The following is an 18,727-nucleotide window of genomic DNA, read 5'->3' as shown; positions in this document are numbered from 1 at the left end:
CGTGCGGAACCGCGCCCGGCGACGCTCACGGTTATTTGCAGGAACTATTGGACAGCTAAATAGAAGGGCGCATTTTGGGCGGCGTTGTCTCCGGAATACTGATCATCTCCGCCGTCATTGCCGTGGGCTATTTCGCTGCCCGGCTCCGGATCCTGGGGCCCGAAGTCCAGGGTGCCCTGACCCGCACCGCCTATTACGTCACCAACCCGGCGTTGCTGTTCACAGTTGTTGCCGGCAGCGATATCCGGGCCGCGCTCGGCACGGACGCCCCTCTGGCGCTGCTCTCGGCAGCGATAGTGGGGCTCCTTTATTGCCTGGCTAGTTTCCTGTTCTTCCGCCGCCCGGCAGCCGAAACCGCGGTGGGCGCCATGGCCAGCAGCTATGCGAATGCAAACAACATCGGCATACCGGTCTCCCTCTACGCCGTGGGCACCGCACAGCACGTTGCCCCCGTGCTCCTGGTGCAGATCCTGGTGATGGCGCCGTTCTACCTCACTGTGCTGGGCGTGGCCTCCGGCTCCAAAATCTCCTGGAAGAAGCTGCTTCTTCAGCCCTTCGCCAACCCGATGATCATCGCCTCCGGACTGGGCGCCGCCGTCGCACTGACCGGCTGGGCCGCCCCCGAGCTGCTGCAAAAACCCATCGACATGCTCGCCGGCGGCGCGGTACCGATGGTGCTGCTGGCCTTCGGGCTTTCGCTCGCCGGCCGGGCTCCGCTGCAGAAGGGCGATGGCCGCACTGAGACGCTCGTGGCAACATTCCTGAAGATTGCCGGGATGCCGCTGGTTGTGTGGGTCCTGGGCCGCTTTGTCTTCGGGCTGGAGGGGCAGCACCTGCTGGCGAGCGTCATCATGGCTGCGCTGCCCACCGCCCAGAATGTGTTTCTCTTCGCCTCCCCGTACGGCCGCGGAATGACCGTGGCACGAGACGTAATCCTCTGCACCACGTTGTTGAGTGTCGGCGCGCTGCTGGTTGTCGCTTGGCTGGTTCACTAGCTCCGGTGCCTGCTGTTCAGCGGCCAGCCGCGTCAGGCCGTTTCGACGGGCCTATCAATAGCGTGCCCGTATTGGGACCAGCCGCCGACGAACAGCCTGCCGCGGCCCAGTCCCACCTGCTCCATTACAAGGAGGTTGTGGCACGCAGTGACACCCGATCCGCAATATGCAATTGTGTTCTCGGCCGCGGCAATTCCTGCACGTTCAAAATTCGCGCGCAGGCGCTCGGCCGCGAATAGTCTTCCCGATGAGTCGAGGTTCTCTCGGCAAGGCACATTTACTGCTCCTGGTATGTGGCCGGGGCGAGGGTCGACAGGGTCTTGATGTCCCTCAAAGCGGTCACGGTTCCTCGCGTCCACGACCCTGTATTGACCCGAAGACGCTTCTGCAATGTCCGCTTGCAGAGCCGTGGGCCATCCTCGAACTGTAAATTCGCTGGCCGATCTTTTCGGCTCATTTGTATCGAGCTCCCCTGGGTAACTGCCAATACCACCGTCGAGGACTGCAGCACTTCTCCCTACCGACCGAAGCATCCATACGATTCTCGCCGCTATGACGCCACCAGCGTCGTCATATGCAACGACGACATCGGAGTCAGCTATGCCGCTTTCCCGCATCCCTTGTGCAAACACTTCGGGGTCGGGCAGCGGGTTCCGACCTGCCTCTCTGGAGGCCGGGCCGGAAAGCCACTTATCCATGTCGACGAACACGGCACCGGGGATATGGCCCGCACGGTAAGCGTCCCTACCCGAGGAACCATCGAGATACCATCGCGTGTCAACGAGGACGTACCCCCTTGGATTGCTGGCGCACCAGCTCCAGTCGACAAAGGGCTGCAGGTTGGGATGGCCGTTGCTCATACGTTGGATTCTAAAAGGCACCACCACATAATGAGATGCTGATCTCAGCATGTGAACTACCCTGTCCTGCATCATCCGAACCCCGCTACCCCCACCAAACTATACTTGTAATACAAGTTAGAAACTTATATCCTAACTAGGAGGGCAATGTAGCCCGGACATCCTGCCTTCAAGGAGCACCCATGAGCACCGTAGACCTCATCCGCCACGTAAAACTTTCCACCGCGAGACTTCCCCTGGCCGTGCCGATCAGCGACGCCAAAGTGTTCACGGGCCGCCAGAAGCCCATGACCGAGGTAGTCTTTCTGTTCGCCGAAATCACCACCGAGCAGGGACACAGCGGCATCGGCTTCAGCTACTCCAAGCGCGCAGGCGGGCCCGCCCAGTACGCGCACGCCAAGGAAGTCGCCGAGGGAATCATTGGCGAGGACCCCAACGACATCGGCAAGCTCTACACGAAGCTCCTCTGGGCCGGCGCTTCCGTGGGCCGCTCGGGCGTAGCCACCCAGGCCCTTGCCGCCATCGACATCGCCCTCTACGACCTCAAAGCCAAGCGCGCCGGCCTGCCACTGGCCAAGCTCCTGGGCTCGTACCGTGGCTCCGTCCAGACCTACAACACGTCCGGAGGCTTCCTCAACGCCACCCTGGACGAGGTCAAGGCACGCGCCACCCAATCCATCGACGACGGAATAGGCGGCATCAAGATCAAGGTGGGCCTCCCCGACAGCAAAGAGGACCTGCGGCGTGTCGCCGGGATCCGGGAACACATCGGCTGGGACGTGCCGCTCATGGTGGATGCCAACCAGCAGTGGGACCGTGCCACTGCCCTGCGCATGGGCCGGCAGCTGGAGGAATTCAACCTCATCTGGATCGAGGAGCCGCTGGACGCCTACGACTTCGAGGGTCACGCCCATCTGGCCAACGTCCTGGACACCCCAATCGCCACCGGCGAGATGCTGGCCTCCGTGGCCGAGCACAAGGGCCTGATCAACGCCAACGGCTGCGACATCATCCAGCCCGACGCTCCCCGCGTCGGCGGCATCACCCAGTTCCTGCGGCTCGCCGGACTGGCGGACGAGCGGGGTCTTGGACTCGCCCCGCACTTCGCCATGGAGATCCACCTTCACCTCGCCGCCGCCTACCCTCGCGAGCCGTGGGTGGAGCACTTCGACTGGCTGGACCCCCTGTTCAACGAACGCCTTGAAACCAAGAACGGCCGCATGCTCGTTCCGGACCGCCCGGGCCTCGGCGTGACCCTCAGCGACCAGGCCCGCGCCTGGACCACCGAGTCCGTGGAGTTCGGCGCGTAACCTTGAACGCATGAGCCGGAACCTGACCGCGGACCTCGCCGCCGATCTTCGCACGCGCATCGTTGACGGCGCCATCCAGCCCGGCGAGAAGCTTCCCAGCGAAAATACGCTGATCGGTGAGTTCGGCGTCAGCCGCACGGTGGTCCGGGCAGCCCTGACCCGGTTGCAGGCCGAAGGCCTGGTGGAAACCGAACGGGGGCGGGGCAGTTTCGCGCTGACCCCGCCCCCGCACGGCGATCCGCCTGCACCGGGTGGCCGGCCGGTGGCCAGCATGGAGGACCGGCTCCACCTGCTGGAGTTCCGCATCGGCGTCGAGACCGAGGCCGCCGCCCTGGCTGCCCGGAACCGCACGGACCGGCAGCTGAAAGCCGTGCTTAACGCCTTGGAGGAGTTCACTGCCAGCGGCGAGCACCCGGCGCATGCCATGAAGTCCGACTACGAATTCCACAAGGCCATCGCCGCGGCGTCGGGGAACCCCTTCTACTCGGACTGTCTGGCGTCACTGGGCCAGACCATGATCGCCATGCCCCGCACGCGACTGATGACCGGCGTCGAACACTACGCCCGCGACCACTTCGAACAGGTGGTCCATGAGCACAAGTCCATCTATGCGGCCATCGCGGAAGGCGACGAACCGTCGTCGTCGGCTGCAATGCGCAGCCACCTGGCCAACTCGAGGCGGCGGCTCCGGGCCGGACGCCAATAGTCCCGGGACAAACCGCCCACCGCTGCCGGCGTCTTGCCGTCGGGGCTCAGGCCTGAAGGTCAGCCTGCTGCTCAGGCGTGTCGATCAGCCGGAGAAGGCGCAGGACAGCAGGGTTGGCTGTTTCCTCATTCCACGCCAACTCCAGGTCCACCCTGTTTAGTTCCCGGATGCCGTGCCGCCCGTCGATCTCGTGGAATTCCACGCCTGCGGGCGCGAAGGCCATGGCCGAGGCGGGGACAAGCGTCACCCCCAGGCCGGCCTGGACGAAGGCGAGAAGGGCCGGAACCTGACTTGCGTACTGGGTGATGTTCGCATGGGCGCCGGCGCTGGCGAACAGCCGGAGCACCAGGTCGTGGAAGTACCGGGCCTCCTTGGTGGAGTACATCAGCAACGGCAGCCTGTCCAGGGATCCAAGCGGCAGCGGCTCCCCCGGCGGCGCCGCCATGTTTCCCAACAGCGAACTCCCCTCGGGCAACGCCACCACCAGCCGGTCCTGCATAAGCGGTCTGGACACGACGCCCGGGCGGGCCACGATGGGCCGCAGCAGGCCGATGTCCACGCTTCCCTTCACCAACCCGTCCATTTGGTCCGTTGATACCAGCTCCCGGAGGACAAAGGACACCCCCGGCATCCCCTCCGCAGCGCGACGCAGCATCACCGGCAGTGCACTCTGCCCGGCTATGGCGGTGTACCCCACCGTGATGGCACCGGCTTCGCCGGAGGACACCCGGCGGACATCGAGGTCCGTCTTGATACACATGTCCAGGATCTGCCGTGCCCTCGGAAGCAGGGTTGCGCCTGCGGCTGTCAGCTCCACCTTCCTACTGGTGCGGCCAAAGAGCTGGGTGCCCAGCTTCTTCTCAAGCATCTGAATCTGGCGGCTCAACGGCGGCTGGGTCATGTTGAGCCGCTCAGCCGCAGCGCCGAAGTGAAGTTCTTCAGCTACGGCCACGAACGCTTCTAACTGGGCTAGGGAGAACATTCATACCTTTACTGAATTCTTGAGTGCACAAATTAGCTTGGACTTGGATCGATGACTCCCCTTATGGTCGGTGAACGGGGCAGGTAAATCAACCCCTAGCCAACCAAGGAGCACAGCGCAGTGGAGCAGGCATACGATCCCTTCCAGTACCTCAACCGTGCCAGGATTACGGGCGTTTCCATCACGCCGGTGGCCTTCAAGGACCCGCCGCTCCTGAACACCGTCGGCGTCCACGAACCCTTCGCACTGCGGGCCATCGTGGAGGTCCAGACGGACGCCGGGGTATCTGGGTTCGGTGAAACCTACGGCGATGCCGGCCATCTTGCCCGGCTGCAGCTCGCGGCCGCGGCCGTGCACGGGACGGACGTTTTCAACATCAACGGGCTGCGAAGCCGGATCGCCCGGGCACTGCAGCAGGACAATATCCAGGGCGGCCACGGCATGAGCGGCATGGTCACCGGTTCGAGCACAGCCGACCGCGTGCTGTCAGCGTTTGACGTCGCAGCCCTGGATATCCAGGGCAAGCTCCTCGGCCGGCCGGTCAGCGACCTCCTCGGCGGCGCCGTCCGGGAATCGGTGCAGTTCAGCGGGTACCTGTTCTACAAATGGGCGGGCCACCCCGGCCAGGACGACGATGCCTGGGGTGCCGCCCTGGATCCTGCCGGCATTGTGAAGCAGGCCCGGACCATGGTGGACAACTACGGTTTCAGCGCGCTCAAACTCAAGGCCGGTGTCTTCGCACCGGAAGAGGAAATCGCAGCCATCCAGGCCCTCCGCTCGGAATTCCCCGACCTTCCCCTCCGCATCGATCCCAACGGCGCCTGGACAGTGGAGACCTCAATCCGCGTGGGCAAGGAACTGGACGGCGTCCTGGAGTACCTCGAGGACCCCACCCCGGGCATCGAAGGCATGGCGGCCGTCCGCCGTGAAGTGGCTATGCCTTTGGCAACGAACATGTGTGTGGTCAGCTTCGCGGACGTCGCACCTGCCGTTGCGGCCGGCGCAGTGGATGTCATTCTCTCCGACCATCACTTCTGGGGCGGGCTCCGCCGGACCCAGTTCCTGGCCGGCATCAGCGAGACGTTCGGCCTGGGGCTGTCGATGCACTCCAATTCCCATCTGGGTATCAGCCTCGCGGCCATGGTCCACCTGGCGGCCGCCACCCCTAACCTTGACTACGCGTGCGACACGCACTGGCCGTGGAAGGACCCGTCCGAGGACGTCATCGCCGGCGGCGTTTTCACGTTCCAGGACGGGGCAGTCCACGTGCCCACCGGACCGGGCCTGGGGATCGAGGTGGACCGCGACGCCCTGGAACGCCTGCACCGCCAGTACCTGGACTGCGGGATCAGGAGCCGGGACGACACCGGCTACATGCAGCGGCTCCGCCCCTCCTATGAGCTCCAGAGCCCCCGGTGGTAGACGCCGGGGAGCCTGCGGCTCCGCGCCGCCTGCAGTCCCTGAAGATCGTGGTCACGGACCCCATCATCAGCCGCTTCGAGGAACGATTGAGGGCCGACGGCGGCGCCCACCAGTGGGACATGGCTGCGGCCCGGACTCCCGAACGCCGGCTTGACGCCCTGGCTGGCGCCGACGTCGTGGTTTGCTCTTCCCTGGGCCCTGCGGAAGCGCGGGCTGCCGGCCGCGTGCGGCTGGTCCACGTCACGGGTGCAGGCTACGACAGGATTTCCTTCCCGGATCTGGCGCCGTCGGCCCAGGTGGCCAACACCTTCCACCACGCACGGCCCATCGCCGAGCACGTCCTGATGGTCATGCTGATGCTTTCGCGCAATGTTGCCGCCGCCGACCGCGAGGTCCGCCGGGGGAAGTGGCGGACCATCGCAACGGACGACGACGTGCCGTTCCATCCCGTTCTCGCCGACCTGACGCTGGGGTTGGTGGGACTGGGTTCCATCGGCGCCGAGGTGGCCCGCGTGGCCGGAGCGCTGGGCATGACGGTCCGCGCTGTGCGGCGCAACCCTTCGGCCGCCCTCCCGCAAGGCGTCAACCTCGACTGGGTGGGGGGAAACCATGAGCTCCACGGGCTCCTGGCCACGTCCGACGTCGTAGTGGTGTCCGTACCGCTGGATTCCGGCACAAAGGGGTTGATCGGGGCGGCGGAACTGGCCTGCATGAAACCCTCGGCGCTCCTTATTAACGTGGCGCGCGGACCGGTGGTTGATCAGGCCGCGCTGTATGCGGCCCTGACGGAGCGGCGCATCGCCGGGGCCGGGCTCGACGTCTGGTGGGGGTCGCCCGCGGACGGTGTGGTTCCGCCCGCGGAGCTGCCCTTCGCATCCCTGCAGAACACCGTGCTGACCCCGCACCATTCCGGACATGCACGCATCACCTTTGACCGAAGGGCGGCGGACATTGCCGCCAACATCGGCCGGCTTGCACGGGGGGTGGAACTCATCAACCTGGTGCCGCGGCCCGTTCCCGCTACGCGGCCGTCAGAACCAACTGCACGATCAGCAGGGCGCTTCCCAGCGCCGACGCCCCCAGGGCCAGAGACTTCAGCCGTGCTGCGTTGAGGAAGCGATTAACGAACCGGGATGCCGCGTAGCCGCCAACTGCCGCCGGAACCATCCAAGCTGCAAGGGAAAGCACTTCTGCGGTGACCGCGCCGGTCATCCACAGCATCACCATCGAAATCGACGATCCCACCATAAAGAAGGCGCTCATGGTGCCCCGCAGCCGGGGGCCGTTGTGTCCTTGCCAGATCAGGGCCATCGGCGGGCCGCCGATGGAGGTGGCCGTACCCATGATTCCGGAGGCTGCGCCCGCAGCGATCAGGTTGGCGCGGACCGGCCGGGGCGCCCAGCCCCGGCCCGCGAGCACCAGGCCTGTCAGCACCACGGCCACCACCACCCACGCCAGCCCTTCCCTGGACAGTGCCGTCACCAGCCACGCGCCGAGGAAGCTCCCGGGAACCCGGCCCACAAGTGCCCAGCCCGTGCCCCGCAGGTCCAGGCTTTGCCGTTCCCGAACCGTCACCATTACCGTGACCAGGAAGGCCAGCAGGATCAGCGTGGCCGGGAGCAGCGCCCGATCCACCATCGCGATCACCGGCGCTGCGAGCATGCCCATGCCGAACCCGCTGGATGCCTGCAGGCAGGCAGCCAGGAAGATCACTCCGGCGATGACGGCATACTCTGCACCAGTCACTGGGCCGAGGCAACGGCGGCAGTCAGGCCTTTGATGGACTCAAGCGGGAAATGGCATTCTGCAACGTGCTTCGTGCCGTCGGGGGCCGCCAGGACCTGCGGTTCCGGCGACACATCAGCGCAGATGTCCTGGGCTTTCCAGCACCGCGTACGGAACCGGCAGCCCGACGGCGGATCCAGCGGAGAGGGCAGCTCTCCTTGCAGGACAATCCTGTCGCGCCTGGTTCCGCTGACGTCCAGCTTCGGGGACGCCGACATCAGGGCCGCCGTGTACGGGTGCCGGGGATGATCAAAGACTTCCTCGGTGGCCCCCGTCTCGATGATCCGGCCGAGGTACATCACGGCTACCCTGTCCGCCACATGACGGACCACGGTCAGGTCATGGGAGATGAAGATGTAGGACACCCCGAGCTCCTGCTGAAGCTCGTTGAGCAGGTTCAGGACCTGCGCCTGGACGGAAAGGTCCAGGGCCGACACCGGCTCGTCGAGGATGATGACGTCCGGGTTAAGCGCGAGGGCGCGGGCAATGCCGATACGCTGGCGCTGGCCGCCGGAGAACTCCTGCGGCGACTTGCGTGCGTCGGAGGGACGCAGCCCCACCATGTGCAGCAGTTCGCGGACCCGGGCTTCGCGTTCCCTGGACGACGGGTAGAGGCCACGGTGCGTGGCCCACGGCTCGGCGATGATGTCGCCCGCGTTCATCCGGGCGTTCAGGGAGGCAAACGGGTCCTGGAAGACCATCTGCACGCGCCGCCGCCAGCTCAGCAGTTCCTTGCCGCGAAGCCCGAAGGGGTTGGTCCCCTCAAAGCTCACGGTCCCTTCATCCGGTGTTTCCAGCATCATCAGGGTCCGCGCCAGGGTGGACTTGCCGCAGCCGGACTCGCCTACGAGCCCAAGGGTCTCCCCACGGCCTACGGTGAGGCTGATTCCGTCCAGGGCCTTGAGCCGGGTGTTGCCGCTGGCGCTCTTGGCCACGTGGAACGTCTTGGTCAGGCCGTCGATTCTCAGAAGCGGCTCAGACATTGTTGATCTCCTCGCTGAAGTGGCAGGCCGCCGTGCGGGCAGGCCGCGGATCCTGTCCGGAAGGGACGTTCGATGCGGTACCGGTGACCGGTGTGACGGCGGTTCCAGTGACCGGTGTGCCGGCGGTTCCGGTGACCGGGCGGAGCACGGGCCGCTCCGCGCGGCAGATGTCCTGCACCAGGGGGCAGCGGGACTGGTAGACGCAGCCGGCCGGAATATCGTGGAGCTCCGGCGGGCTCCCGGCAATGGACTTCAGCTGGGCGCCCCTTTCCAGGTGGACCGGCACCGATTCCAGCAGTCCTTTGGTGTAAGGATGGCGCGGGTCGGCGAAAACCTGGGATACGGGTCCGCTCTCCACCACGTTGCCGGCGTACATCACGGCCACTGAGTCCGCTTCTTCCGCTACCACGGCAAGGTCGTGGGTAATAAGGATGACGGCCATCTGGCCCTCCTCGCGGAGCTTCCGCAGAAGCTGCATGATCTGCGCCTGGACAGTGACGTCCAGCGCGGTAGTGGGTTCGTCGGCAATCAGCAGGCGCGGATTGAGGGCCACCGCCATGGCGATGAGGATGCGCTGGCGCATCCCTCCGGAGAACTGGTGCGGGTACGAATTGACCCTGGATTCCGGCTCGGGGATGCCAACGCGCTTCATCAGGTCAATCGCCTCAACCCGCGCTTCCTTGGCACTGAGGCCGCGGTGGATGCGGAAGGCCTCACCCAGCTGCGTGCCCACCGTATAGACGGGGTTCAGGGCAGTCAGGGCGTCCTGGAACACGATGCCCAACTCAGGCCCGGCAAGTTTCAGCCGCTCCTTGGGGCTGAGTACCGCGAGATCGGTGCCGTTTAGAAGGATCTCCCCGTCAGCGAGATCGCAGACGGGATCCATGATCCCGGCGAGTGCCTTCGCCGTCATGGATTTTCCGCAGCCTGATTCCCCGAGCAGCGCCAGTGTCTCACCGGCGCGGGCTTCGAAGGCGACGCTGTTGACAGCGCGCACGGTGCCGCGGTGCGTGCGGATGTCCACCGCAAGGTCGCGGACCCGCAGGACGACGTCGTGCGCCTTCGCCTGCGCTGTTGCTGTGCCTGCGGCGGCTGTGGCTGCGCCACGCGAGCCTTTGGCGGGCGCTTGGTCGGTAGCTGTTCTCATGGCTGTGCCTCCTTGGCTGGGATGCGGACAATCAGCCGCTTGCGGGGAAGTGCCAGGCGCCAGCGCTGGGCGGGATCGGTGGCGATCCGCAGCCACGCGGCGAGGACGTTGGCGGCGATGGTGGTGACTACGATTGCGACGCCGGGGAAGATGGACAGCCACCAGGCGGTCTGCAGGTACTGCCGGCCCTGGGAGACCATCAGGCCCCAGCTGACGTCCGGCGGCTGGATCCCGATCCCGAGGAAACTCAGGGAGGACTCGGCGAGCATCACGTAGCAAAATTCGAGCGTAGCCAGCGTCAGCAGCGTCGGCAGCACCACGGGGATGACATGCCGGCCGATGATCGCGTTCGGTGTGGCACCAAACGTCCGCGCCGCATCCACGAAGGTCCGGCTCTGGAGCTCCGCCGATTCGGCGCGCGCGGTGCGCAGGTAGATAGGGATTCGGGTCAGCGCCAGGATCAGGACGATGTTCGCTGCGCTCGGGCTGAACACGTAAAGCACGACGACGGCGAGCAGCAGCGACGGGAAACTCATGATCACGTCGGCGATGCGCATGGATACGTTTTCCCGCCAGCCACGGTGATAGCCTGCCCACACACCCCAGAGGGAACCGACGACGAGCGCAACGGCCACAGCAGGCAAAGCGACAGACAGGGTTGTTCGGCTCGCCACGACCAGCCGCGCCAGCATGCTGCGGCCCAGGGAATCGCTGCCGAGGAAGTACTCCCAGCCGTGGGCGAGCGTAAAGGGAGCCTTGTTGGCGAACAGCAGGTTCTGTTTGGTGGCCAAATCGCCCATGAGCGAAGGGCCCACCAGGGCGGTCAGGCCAACGATGATCAGGACCAGCGCAGAGACGGTGGCAAAGCGATCCTTGAGCAGGAGACGGAAGAGGCTCAGCTTTCCATCCTGGTTTCCGGCCTTCATATCGTTCTGGTGTTCGTGGGCCGCCGGCAGCTGCTCCGGCACCGCACCCTCGGTCAGTGAACTCTTCATGGCTACTCCTAAGCCTTAACCGTGACGGGACGGACGCGCGCGTCCAGCAGCGCGTATCCCATGTCGATGAGGATGTTCAGGGCAAAGATCGCGACGGCGGTGAGCAGCACGGCTGCCTGCAGGACCGCGAAATCCCGTTGCAGGATCGAATCGATCATGAGCTTGCCAATGCCGGGCCAGCCGAAGATGGTCTCCACCACCACGGCGCCGTTGACCAGGCCCACGGTCAGGTCGCCGGCCACCGTCAGCGCGGGGGCGGCCGCATTGCGCAGCGCGTGGTGGGTGACCACCCGGAGTTCGCCTGCTCCGCGGCTGCGGGCCAGTTTGATGTAGGGCTCCGAGAGGGCGGAGACCATGGAGCCGCGGACAATCTGGACCAGCACGCCGAACGGTCGCAGGAGCAGCGTGGCGATGGGCAGTACCCAGGCACCGGCTCCCGACACACCTGATGTCGGGAGCCAGCCCAGGGTGATGGCGAAGACCCAGATGCCAACAATCGCCAGCCAGAAATCCGGGATCGAAGCGGCAGCCATGGAGACGAAACTTGAGATGCGGTCCGCAATGCCGTTCGGCTTCAGCGCCGCCCAGCAACCGACCACCAAGGCCAGCAGCACGGCCAGCACCATGGTGGTGGCCGCCAGCTGCAGCGTGGCCGGGAAGGCACGCAGCGCCATGGCTGCGGCATCCTGCCCCGTGCGCAGTGACTGCCCGAAGTCGAGCCGCAGCACTCCGCCGAAGTAGTCGGCCATCTGTACCAGCAGCGGCTGGTCCAGTCCGTTGCGCGCGGTGAAGTCGTCGCGCATCTGTTGGGTCGCATTCAGCGGCAGGTACAGGCTGGCGGGATTTCCCGTCATCCTGGCCAGTGCGAACACACCGACAATCACCACCACCAGCGGCAGTGCGCTGGAGACAATCCGCTTTCTCAAGTAGATCAGCATGGCTGTCCTTTTCTCCCGGAGGTCCGTGCTAGCTTGCCGGGGTCATTTCCGAAATACGGAGCTCGTCCCCACTGGACGAATTGGGCGTGTACTGCACGGATTTGGCCTTGCCGATGATGCCGGTCTGGTGCGAGATATGGGCAAACTGGACCACCTCGTCGTTCTGGTAGGCGAAGATCTCCTCGAAGGCTTTCTTCCGCTCCTCGCCGGAAGCCGCATCAGCTTTCTTGATCATGGCGTCGAACTCGGGGGTGCCGAAGTAGCTTTGGGCTCCGTTGGACAGCATGTACTGATCCACGGTGAAGGCAGCATCGCCGGCCTGGTTGCCGTGCTGGGTCATCAATGCCACCGCGCCTTCATCGTCGGGGAAGGGACGGACCTGGTAGGTCAGGTGCTGGCTGGTTTCGAGCATCTTGAGCTTGACGTTCAGGCCGGCCTGGCTCAGCTGCTCCTGGAGGACCTGGCCCAGTTCAGTGATCTTCGGGAACTGGGCGCTGCGGACCACCAGCGAGATCTGCTTGGAGGTGTCAACGCCGGCGGCCTTGGCCTCGGCAACGAGGGACTTCGCCTTGTCCAGGTCGAACGGCCAGCCTTTCAGTTCCGCGTTGTGCCCCACAATGCCTTCGGGAACCAACTGGGCAGCCACCTGGTGCTTGCCCTGGTACAGCGAGTTGACGATTCCCTCCTTGTCGATGGCGTAATTGACTGCCTGGCGGACGCGGATGTCGTTGAGCGGTGCCTCGTTGGCGTCGAGCCGCAGGGCAACCGTCTCGTTGTTGGGGTAGTCGACGCCGAGGTCTCCGATGTTGTCGTCCGGGCTCAGTCCCATGGCAATATCAGCCTCGCCGCTGGTGATCATGGCCGCGCGCACCGAACTCTCGGAACGCCACTGGTACTCAGTCTTGGCGTATGCGGGCTTGTCTCCCCAGTAGCCGTCCCAGCTGGCCAGTGTGATCTTCTGGCCGGCGTCCCACTTCTCGATCTTGTACGGACCCGTGCCGATCGGCTCGCGGACTTTCTCCGTGGCACTCGTGGATGTCGGAACCACTTCAAGGAACGAAAGGCGCAGCGGCAGGATGGGATCAGGTTCGGGAGTGGTGACGGTCAGGGTGGTGGCATCCACGGCCTTCACGGCGAGGTCCGCGTCGCCGAAGACGTAGCCCTCCACGTTGCAGCCAAGCTTGGAGTTGACCGCCCTTTCGATGGTGAATGCTGCGGCTTCGGCATTGAACGGCGTGCCGTCCTGGAAGGTCACGCCTTCGCGCAGCTTCAGGGTCCACTCGGTATCCGAGGTGGCTTTCCATTCAGTGGCCAGCTTGGGCTCGAGTTCGCCGCTCTGCGGGTTGCGTTCGATCAGGGGTTCGGTGACATTCGAGCGCACCACAACACCGGTGGACGTCAGGTTCGACTCACAGGCTTCCAGGGTGGGCGGTTCCTGGCCGAGCACCACGCGCACCGTATCCGAGGTGGCCGTGCCGGCGTCGGAATTGGCTACTGAACAGCCGCTGAGACCAAGCACCGCGACGGATGCCAGGGCCGGCCATCTGAGCAAGGCGGCGGTAAATCGGGGCTTTGAAGAAGACATCATTGGATTCCTCCGGGTCGGGTGTTTGCGGCAGGGGGCGCTCTTGCACCAAGTGGAACCGGGCAACAGATCAGGTGTTTCGGACCGCGCTGGACTCAAGCTAGTTGAGGTCAAAAGGCTCCACAAGGTTTTTGCCGGCCGCCGGGAGCGTGCGGCGGGGCCCGCTCCGGGCGCCGACACCCTGTGACGGGCACCACTAATCCCGGAAACCCGCGTAGTTCCGCCGGAGTTGTCCAATCAATTCAGTTCGGGCATCGAACTATGCCATTTACATGTTGGACGCGTATGGATCGGAAACCTAGGGTGCAGATATGAAGAACACCGCCGTCCTGCAGGTAGGGCCACTCATGCCAACCGTCCAAGAATCCATCAGGAGCGAGTACGATGCCGTGCGGCTCCCCGACACCGCCCCTGAGCGTGACGAATTCCTGCGCCACCACGGCGGGGCTTTCGAAGTTGCCGTGACCTCCGGGAAGTTCGGCGTCGGCCCGGACCTGATGCGCGCGCTGCCCAACCTTCGGGCAGTCATCAATTTCGGCGTAGGCTATGACACCACGGACGTGGCCCAGGCCGCCGAGCGCGGCATCACGGTCAGCAACACCCCCGACGTCCTCAATGACTGCGTGGCGGACACGGCCATCGCCCTGTACCTGGACGTCCTGCGCAGGGTAAGCGCCGCGGACCGCTTCGTCCGCCGCGGTGACTGGCTCAGCAAAGGCAACTTCCCGCTGGCCACCAAAGCCAGCGGAAAGAGGGTGGGCATCCTCGGACTCGGCAGGATCGGGCGGGTCATTGCCCGGCGGCTGGAAGGCTTCGACTGCAGCATCAGCTACCACAGCCGCAATCCGGTGGAGGGGGTCAGCTATGAGTACAAGGCCTCACCGCGCGAACTTGCTGCCGGTTGCGACGTGCTGATCGTCGCCGCGGCCGGCGGGTCCGGCTCGGCCAGGCTCGTTGACGCCGACGTCATCAAAGCAATCGGTCCCGACGGCTATCTGATCAACATCGCCCGGGGATCCGTGGTGGATGAGGACGCCCTCGTGGCCGCCCTGCTGGCCGGTCGCCTGGCCGGGGCCGGGCTGGACGTGTTTGCGGAGGAGCCGAAGGTTCCGGAGGACCTCCTCGCCCTGGACAATGTAGTCCTCCTGCCGCACCTGGGGAGCGGGACACACGAAACGAGGGCGGCTATGGCGGAACTTACGCTCGCCAACCTGCGGCAGTTCGTGGCCACCGGTTCTGTCCTGACGGCGGTACAGCCATGAGTGTGGCCGTAGGATACGTTGCCAGCCAGGAGGGCCGTGCCGCCCTGAGTGCCGCCATTGACGAGGCGGTACTGCGCAAGACCGCCCTGCAGATCATGGGCCCCATTGCGGGCGAAGCGTCCGCCGAGGCGGATTCGGACATCCGCGACGCCATAGCCGCTGCAGCGGCGGCTGGCGTGCAGGCCTCGCTCCGCCCCAACGAAGGCACTGATGCAGCCGACTTCATGATCGATGCCTCCTATGAGGAGGATGTTGAACTGATTGTGATCGGAGTCCGTCGGCGCTCCCCGGTGGGAAAGCTCTTTTTGGGCAGCACTGCCCAGCGGGTCATCCTCGAGGCCGGCTGCCCGGTGACGGCAGTAAAGGCAGACGTCGGCCCACGGAACTGAGTTAGGGGGACACCGGCGTTGCCCGGGAGGTATCAAGCCATGCAAAATATGTGTTGGACGTGCATTACTGCGGGTGAATAAAGTCGATGGGTAGCTGTGGTGGGGACCACAAGGGCTGGCCTCCCGATCCCCCGCAGCGTGAGCTCTATTCATCTATACAGAGGATTTTTCCCCATGCAGTCTGTAGACATCGCTGTCACGGATCTGGCGTCTGCCACCAGGAAGTTCTTCCGGCGCGTCCTGCCCATCATGCTGGTTATGCTCGTCTGCAACCAGCTGAACCGATCTAACATCGGTTACGCCCACGAGCATCTGGAGGCGGATGTCGGAATCGGCGCCGCGGCCTACGGTTTCGGCGCGGGCCTGTTCTTCATTGCGTACGCAATCTTTGAACTGCCCAGCAACGTGATGATGGAGAAGTTCGGCGCGAGGGTCTGGCTCACCAGGATCATGGTCAGCTGGGGCATCGTCTCCTTCCTGATGGCCTTCGTGCAGAACGAAATGATGTTCTACGTCCTGCGGTTCCTGCTGGGTGCGGCTGAGGCCGGGTTCTTCCCCGCGGTCATCTTCTACTTCGCCCGATGGGTTCCGGCCGGCCAGCGAGGCAAAGCCACCGCCATCTTCATCGCCGGTTCCTCGGTTGCCGCTGCACTGTCCGGGCCCATCGCAGGAATGCTGCTCAGCCTCCAGGGCGCCCTCGGTTTCCGCGGCTGGCAGTGGCTCTTTGGCTTCGAAGGGCTGCTCTCAGTGGTCGTAGGCATCACGGTGTACTTCCTCCTGGATGCGCGGATCGAGGACGCCAAATGGCTGACCGGCAGGGAGAAGACGGCCCTCATCGGCGCCATTGCCGGCGAGGACGCCGAGCACGCCACCGCCGGCAAGGACGCTACCGGCAACGACCGGAAGGTCAACCGCTGGAAGATGCTGCTGAACCCACAGATCCTCCTGCTGTGCGGCATCTACTTCTCAGTCCAGCTGTCCATCTACGCCAACACCTTCTGGCTGCCCAGCATCGTCAAGCAGATCCCCGGCACCACGGACCTGAGCGTCGGCTTCCTGTCCGCCATTCCGTGGGTCTGCGCCGTCGTCGCGATGTATTTTGCGGCCAAGTGGCAGGACCGAGCAAAATCCAAGCGCCCGCTGCTGGTGGTCGCCCTGCTCGTCGCTGCAGTGGGAACGTTCGCGGCGGCCGTCGCCACCCCGGTCCTGGCTCTCGTTTTCCTCGCCGTCGCCGCGATGGGCTTCAAGAGCGCGTCGCCGCTGTTCTGGACCATCCCCCAGTCGGGCCTGCACCCCCTGGTGCTCGCGCCGGCCATTGCCATCATCAACTCGCTGGGCAACCTCGGCGGCTTCGTGGCTCCGTTCGGATTCGGCCTCATCAAGGAGCAGACCGGAAGCGTGGTTCCTGGCCTGTTCGCGCTGGCAGCGGCTTCCACGCTCGCCGCCGGCCTGGTGTACTTCCTCAAGGAACGGACGACGACGGCGGCACCGCCCGCCGCTGAAGCCGCACCAGCCGCGGGCCCTGCGGAAACCCTGGCGTCTGCCGCAGCCCGCTAGGCAAAGGCCCCTCCACGACTCCTTCCCGCCCCGCGGCGCAATCCCCCGGCAACGCCAGGGGGAACGGACCGCGAGGCGGGGAGAAGTCGTCTAAAGGCAGTTAAAGCAAAGGAACCCCGGTCCTAAGACCGGGGTTCCTTCATTTGCGTGCGCGAGGGGGGATTTGAACCCCCACGCCCTTTCGGACACTGGCACCTGAAGCCAGCGCGTCTGCCGTTCCGCCACTCGCGCGCAACTTCTTTCACCCGGCCGGACTTCCGATTTCCGGACTTCCAACCTCGTAAAAGCAGCGAGATCAAGCATAACGGACAACCACGGAAAAACACCAATCGGGTCCTTTGTGCGTCCCTCCGGCCGGGAATTCGCCTTGGAATCCGCCCGCCGGGTGACCCCGCCCGAACCGCGCCGGGGCGGGCCTAAACGAAGTATTCTCCGCGCCCCGGCGTTGTGCATTAAGGTCATTCACAGCCCTGCCCAGTAGTATCAGATGTAGGAGCGGCCGTCCCCGGCACGCTCACGGCAATGTTGTGAACTGAGTTCCGAAACGTGCGCTGCAACGCAGCCGTCAGGAGAGGAGAGATGCCATGGGAATGCTGGACAAGGTCGAGCGCGGCATCGAAAAGGCCGTCCGCGGTGTCTTCTCCACCGGTTCGCGCGCCCAGGTTGAGCCTGTGGAAATCGCCAGCCGGCTTCGCCGGGAAGTGGACCACAAGGCCATCACCATCGCCGCCGGACGCACCCTTGCCCCCAACGTTTTTGATGTCCGCCTCAGCGACGACGACTTCAAGCGCGCACAGGAATGGGGCACGCCCCTGGCCGAGGAACTATGCGACGTGGTGATCAACCACGTCCGGAGCCAGGGCTACACGCTCCGTGGTTCGGTCCGAATCTCCTTCCGGCGCGACGGGGAAATCCGCGCGGGCGATTTCGAAATTGACTCGAAGACAGAGAAGGCTTCCGGCACCCCCGCGGCACCGCCCGCGCCGCGGAACAACGTCCCGGCTGCTCCGAGCAGGCAGCCGGTGCGGCTCCAGCCTGTCCTGGACATCGACGGCCAGCGTTATTCGCTGAATGCCGCGTCCATCGTCCTGGGCCGGTCGTCGGAAGCGGACATCCTGGTGGACGACACGGGGGTTTCCCGCCGCCACCTCGAAATCCGCACCGCCAACGGCACTACGGAGGCCGTCGACCTCGGATCCACCAACGGCAGTTACGTCAACGGACACAAGGTCGTAGGCAGCGTAGACCTTACTGACGGCTCCACCATCACGATGGGACGGACCAAAATCATCTTCCGCCTTTTGCCCGCCAACTCCGGTGGCCGCCCGTGAGCGAACTGACCATTACGGCCCTGCGCTTCGGCTTCCTCCTGTTGCTGTGGGTCCTCATCTTCAGCATCGTGTCCGCCATGCGCCGGGACCTGATGATCGGTCGCAAGGCCGCCATGGGTGCCCCCACAGCCCGCCAGGTACGCAAACACCCCGAGCTGGCTGAAGCTGCTCCGCCGCCTGCGAAACAGCAGGCACGCCAGCTGGTTGTCACAGAGGGGCCGCTCAAAGGCCATACCATCCCGCTCGCAGAGAGTCCCATCCTCCTGGGCCGCGCCCAGGAGGCCACCCTGGTCCTTGAGGACGACTATGCCTCGGGCCGGCATGCCCGGCTGTTCCCGCAGGGCAGCCGCTGGTTCATCGAGGATCTTGGCTCGACCAACGGCACGTATCTGAACAACCAGCAGCTCACCCGCGCCCTCCCGGTGGAGCTCGGTGTCCCCGTGAGAATCGGCAAGACGGTCATCGAATTGAGGCCATAGC

At 65.1% G+C, this 18,727-nt stretch carries 18 protein-coding genes and 1 tRNA gene; 10 read left to right on the top strand and 9 right to left on the bottom strand.

All coding sequences use genetic code 11. From position 1 onward, the window contains the following. Positions 1-74: 74 nt before the first annotated feature. A complete protein-coding gene (locus J2805_RS01385) occupies positions 75-995 on the top strand; it encodes an AEC family transporter (protein ID WP_309968012.1) in 921 nt (306 codons plus the stop codon). Positions 996-1,027: 32 nt separating this feature from the next. Here J2805_RS01385 and J2805_RS01380 read toward each other — a convergent pair whose 3' ends face one another. Beyond that, on the bottom strand, positions 1,028-1,855 hold the full coding sequence (locus J2805_RS01380) for a sulfurtransferase (RefSeq protein WP_309968010.1): 828 nt from the start codon (positions 1,853-1,855) through the stop codon (positions 1,028-1,030). Between the two features lie 182 nt (positions 1,856-2,037). On the opposite strand from J2805_RS01380, the gene J2805_RS01375 reads away from it, so the two are divergent. Further along, positions 2,038-3,165: an L-talarate/galactarate dehydratase gene (locus J2805_RS01375; protein ID WP_309968007.1), complete on the top strand. Its 1,128-nt coding sequence runs from the start codon at positions 2,038-2,040 to the stop codon at positions 3,163-3,165. A 10-nt stretch (positions 3,166-3,175) separates the two neighbouring features. Continuing rightward, on the top strand, positions 3,176-3,871 hold the full coding sequence (locus J2805_RS01370; protein ID WP_309968005.1) for a FadR/GntR family transcriptional regulator: 696 nt from the start codon (positions 3,176-3,178) through the stop codon (positions 3,869-3,871). Positions 3,872-3,917: 46 nt separating this feature from the next. Here the strand turns inward: J2805_RS01370 and J2805_RS01365 are convergent, their stop codons facing one another. Beyond that, positions 3,918-4,853, bottom strand: coding sequence for a LysR family transcriptional regulator (locus J2805_RS01365; RefSeq protein WP_309968001.1), 936 nt, complete (start codon positions 4,851-4,853; stop codon positions 3,918-3,920). Positions 4,854-4,973: 120 nt separating this feature from the next. Between J2805_RS01365 and J2805_RS01360 the strand changes: the two genes are divergently transcribed. Both J2805_RS01360 and J2805_RS01355 read left to right on the top strand, forming a co-directional pair. Next, a complete protein-coding gene (locus J2805_RS01360) occupies positions 4,974-6,275 on the top strand; it encodes a glucarate dehydratase family protein (RefSeq protein ID WP_309967998.1) in 1,302 nt (433 codons plus the stop codon). Beyond that, positions 6,269-7,387, top strand: coding sequence for a 2-hydroxyacid dehydrogenase (locus J2805_RS01355; protein ID WP_309967995.1), 1,119 nt, complete (start codon positions 6,269-6,271; stop codon positions 7,385-7,387). The genes J2805_RS01360 and J2805_RS01355 overlap by 7 nt, the downstream gene beginning before the upstream one ends. Here J2805_RS01355 and J2805_RS01350 read toward each other — a convergent pair. The 6 genes from J2805_RS01350 to J2805_RS01325 are packed head-to-tail and all read right to left on the bottom strand — an operon-like array spanning position 7,296 to position 13,708. Beyond that, positions 7,296-8,021: a sulfite exporter TauE/SafE family protein gene (locus J2805_RS01350; protein ID WP_309967991.1), complete on the bottom strand. Its 726-nt coding sequence runs from the start codon at positions 8,019-8,021 to the stop codon at positions 7,296-7,298. The two genes, J2805_RS01355 and J2805_RS01350, sit on opposite strands and share 92 nt — an antisense overlap. Continuing rightward, positions 8,018-9,043, bottom strand: a complete 1,026-nt coding sequence (locus tag J2805_RS01345; RefSeq protein ID WP_309967988.1) for an ABC transporter ATP-binding protein — start codon at positions 9,041-9,043, stop codon at positions 8,018-8,020. Before J2805_RS01345 ends, J2805_RS01350 begins: the two co-directional genes overlap by 4 nt. Then, positions 9,036-10,190: an ABC transporter ATP-binding protein gene (locus tag J2805_RS01340; protein WP_309967985.1), complete on the bottom strand. Its 1,155-nt coding sequence runs from the start codon at positions 10,188-10,190 to the stop codon at positions 9,036-9,038. Before J2805_RS01340 ends, J2805_RS01345 begins: the two co-directional genes overlap by 8 nt. Continuing rightward, positions 10,187-11,185, bottom strand: coding sequence for an ABC transporter permease (locus J2805_RS01335; RefSeq protein WP_309967982.1), 999 nt, complete (start codon positions 11,183-11,185; stop codon positions 10,187-10,189). Before J2805_RS01335 ends, J2805_RS01340 begins: the two co-directional genes overlap by 4 nt. Before the next feature lie 8 nt (positions 11,186-11,193). Beyond that, positions 11,194-12,123: an ABC transporter permease gene (locus tag J2805_RS01330; protein ID WP_028272355.1), complete on the bottom strand. Its 930-nt coding sequence runs from the start codon at positions 12,121-12,123 to the stop codon at positions 11,194-11,196. A gap of 28 nt (positions 12,124-12,151) precedes the next feature. Beyond that, positions 12,152-13,708: an ABC transporter substrate-binding protein gene (locus tag J2805_RS01325; RefSeq protein ID WP_309967978.1), complete on the bottom strand. Its 1,557-nt coding sequence runs from the start codon at positions 13,706-13,708 to the stop codon at positions 12,152-12,154. A 311-nt stretch (positions 13,709-14,019) separates the two neighbouring features. Here J2805_RS01325 and J2805_RS01320 point away from each other — a divergent pair, with 311 nt between their 5' ends. The 3 genes from J2805_RS01320 to J2805_RS01310 all read left to right on the top strand — a co-directional run bounded on the left by J2805_RS01320 (position 14,020) and on the right by J2805_RS01310 (position 16,916). Beyond that, the gene (locus tag J2805_RS01320) at positions 14,020-14,970 is read left to right on the top strand and encodes a 2-hydroxyacid dehydrogenase (protein WP_309967975.1); all 951 of its coding nucleotides are present in this window, start codon (positions 14,020-14,022) and stop codon (positions 14,968-14,970) included. Next, the gene (locus J2805_RS01315; RefSeq protein WP_309967972.1) at positions 14,967-15,359 is read left to right on the top strand and encodes a universal stress protein; all 393 of its coding nucleotides are present in this window, start codon (positions 14,967-14,969) and stop codon (positions 15,357-15,359) included. The genes J2805_RS01320 and J2805_RS01315 overlap by 4 nt, the downstream gene beginning before the upstream one ends. A 174-nt stretch (positions 15,360-15,533) precedes the next feature. Then, a complete protein-coding gene (locus tag J2805_RS01310) occupies positions 15,534-16,916 on the top strand; it encodes an MFS transporter (protein WP_309967968.1) in 1,383 nt (460 codons plus the stop codon). A 148-nt stretch (positions 16,917-17,064) separates the two neighbouring features. Here J2805_RS01310 and J2805_RS01305 read toward each other — a convergent pair. Next, positions 17,065-17,147: transfer RNA gene (locus J2805_RS01305), tRNA-Leu, on the bottom strand. 353 nt (positions 17,148-17,500) lie between these two features. Between J2805_RS01305 and J2805_RS01300 the strand changes: the two genes are divergently transcribed. Together J2805_RS01300 and J2805_RS01295 are read left to right on the top strand one after the other, a co-directional pair. Next, the gene (locus J2805_RS01300; RefSeq protein ID WP_309967965.1) at positions 17,501-18,247 is read left to right on the top strand and encodes a DUF3662 and FHA domain-containing protein; all 747 of its coding nucleotides are present in this window, start codon (positions 17,501-17,503) and stop codon (positions 18,245-18,247) included. Further along, positions 18,244-18,726 carry an FHA domain-containing protein FhaB/FipA gene (locus J2805_RS01295; protein ID WP_104174632.1) on the top strand — a complete coding sequence of 161 codons (483 nt, stop codon included), beginning with the start codon at positions 18,244-18,246 and terminating at the stop codon, positions 18,724-18,726. The genes J2805_RS01300 and J2805_RS01295 overlap by 4 nt, the downstream gene beginning before the upstream one ends. Position 18,727 lies beyond the last annotated feature (1 nt).

This window comes from Arthrobacter oryzae (assembly GCF_031454875.1).
Taxonomy (GTDB): domain Bacteria; phylum Actinomycetota; class Actinomycetes; order Actinomycetales; family Micrococcaceae; genus Arthrobacter; species Arthrobacter oryzae_D.
This window is presented reverse-complemented; position numbering and strand designations above follow the sequence as displayed.

What these genes read in the sequence shown, in the direction of transcription:
- J2805_RS01380 (WP_309968010.1), bottom strand. Translation starts at nt 1,855, where the DNA reads ATGAGCAACGGCCATCCCAACCTGCAGCCCTTTGTCGACTGGAGCTGG.
- J2805_RS01375 (WP_309968007.1), top strand. Translation starts at nt 2,038, where the DNA reads ATGAGCACCGTAGACCTCATCCGCCACGTAAAACTTTCCACCGCGAGA.
- J2805_RS01370 (WP_309968005.1), top strand. Translation starts at nt 3,176, where the DNA reads ATGAGCCGGAACCTGACCGCGGACCTCGCCGCCGATCTTCGCACGCGC.
- J2805_RS01365 (WP_309968001.1), bottom strand. Translation starts at nt 4,853, where the DNA reads ATGTTCTCCCTAGCCCAGTTAGAAGCGTTCGTGGCCGTAGCTGAAGAA.
- J2805_RS01345 (WP_309967988.1), bottom strand. Translation starts at nt 9,043, where the DNA reads ATGTCTGAGCCGCTTCTGAGAATCGACGGCCTGACCAAGACGTTCCAC.
- J2805_RS01340 (WP_309967985.1), bottom strand. Translation starts at nt 10,190, where the DNA reads ATGAGAACAGCTACCGACCAAGCGCCCGCCAAAGGCTCGCGTGGCGCA.
- J2805_RS01335 (WP_309967982.1), bottom strand. Translation starts at nt 11,185, where the DNA reads ATGAAGAGTTCACTGACCGAGGGTGCGGTGCCGGAGCAGCTGCCGGCG.
- J2805_RS01330 (WP_028272355.1), bottom strand. Translation starts at nt 12,123, where the DNA reads ATGCTGATCTACTTGAGAAAGCGGATTGTCTCCAGCGCACTGCCGCTG.
- J2805_RS01325 (WP_309967978.1), bottom strand. Translation starts at nt 13,708, where the DNA reads ATGTCTTCTTCAAAGCCCCGATTTACCGCCGCCTTGCTCAGATGGCCG.
- J2805_RS01320 (WP_309967975.1), top strand. Translation starts at nt 14,020, where the DNA reads ATGAAGAACACCGCCGTCCTGCAGGTAGGGCCACTCATGCCAACCGTC.
- J2805_RS01315 (WP_309967972.1), top strand. Translation starts at nt 14,967, where the DNA reads ATGAGTGTGGCCGTAGGATACGTTGCCAGCCAGGAGGGCCGTGCCGCC.
- J2805_RS01310 (WP_309967968.1), top strand. Translation starts at nt 15,534, where the DNA reads ATGCAGTCTGTAGACATCGCTGTCACGGATCTGGCGTCTGCCACCAGG.
- J2805_RS01300 (WP_309967965.1), top strand. Translation starts at nt 17,501, where the DNA reads ATGGGAATGCTGGACAAGGTCGAGCGCGGCATCGAAAAGGCCGTCCGC.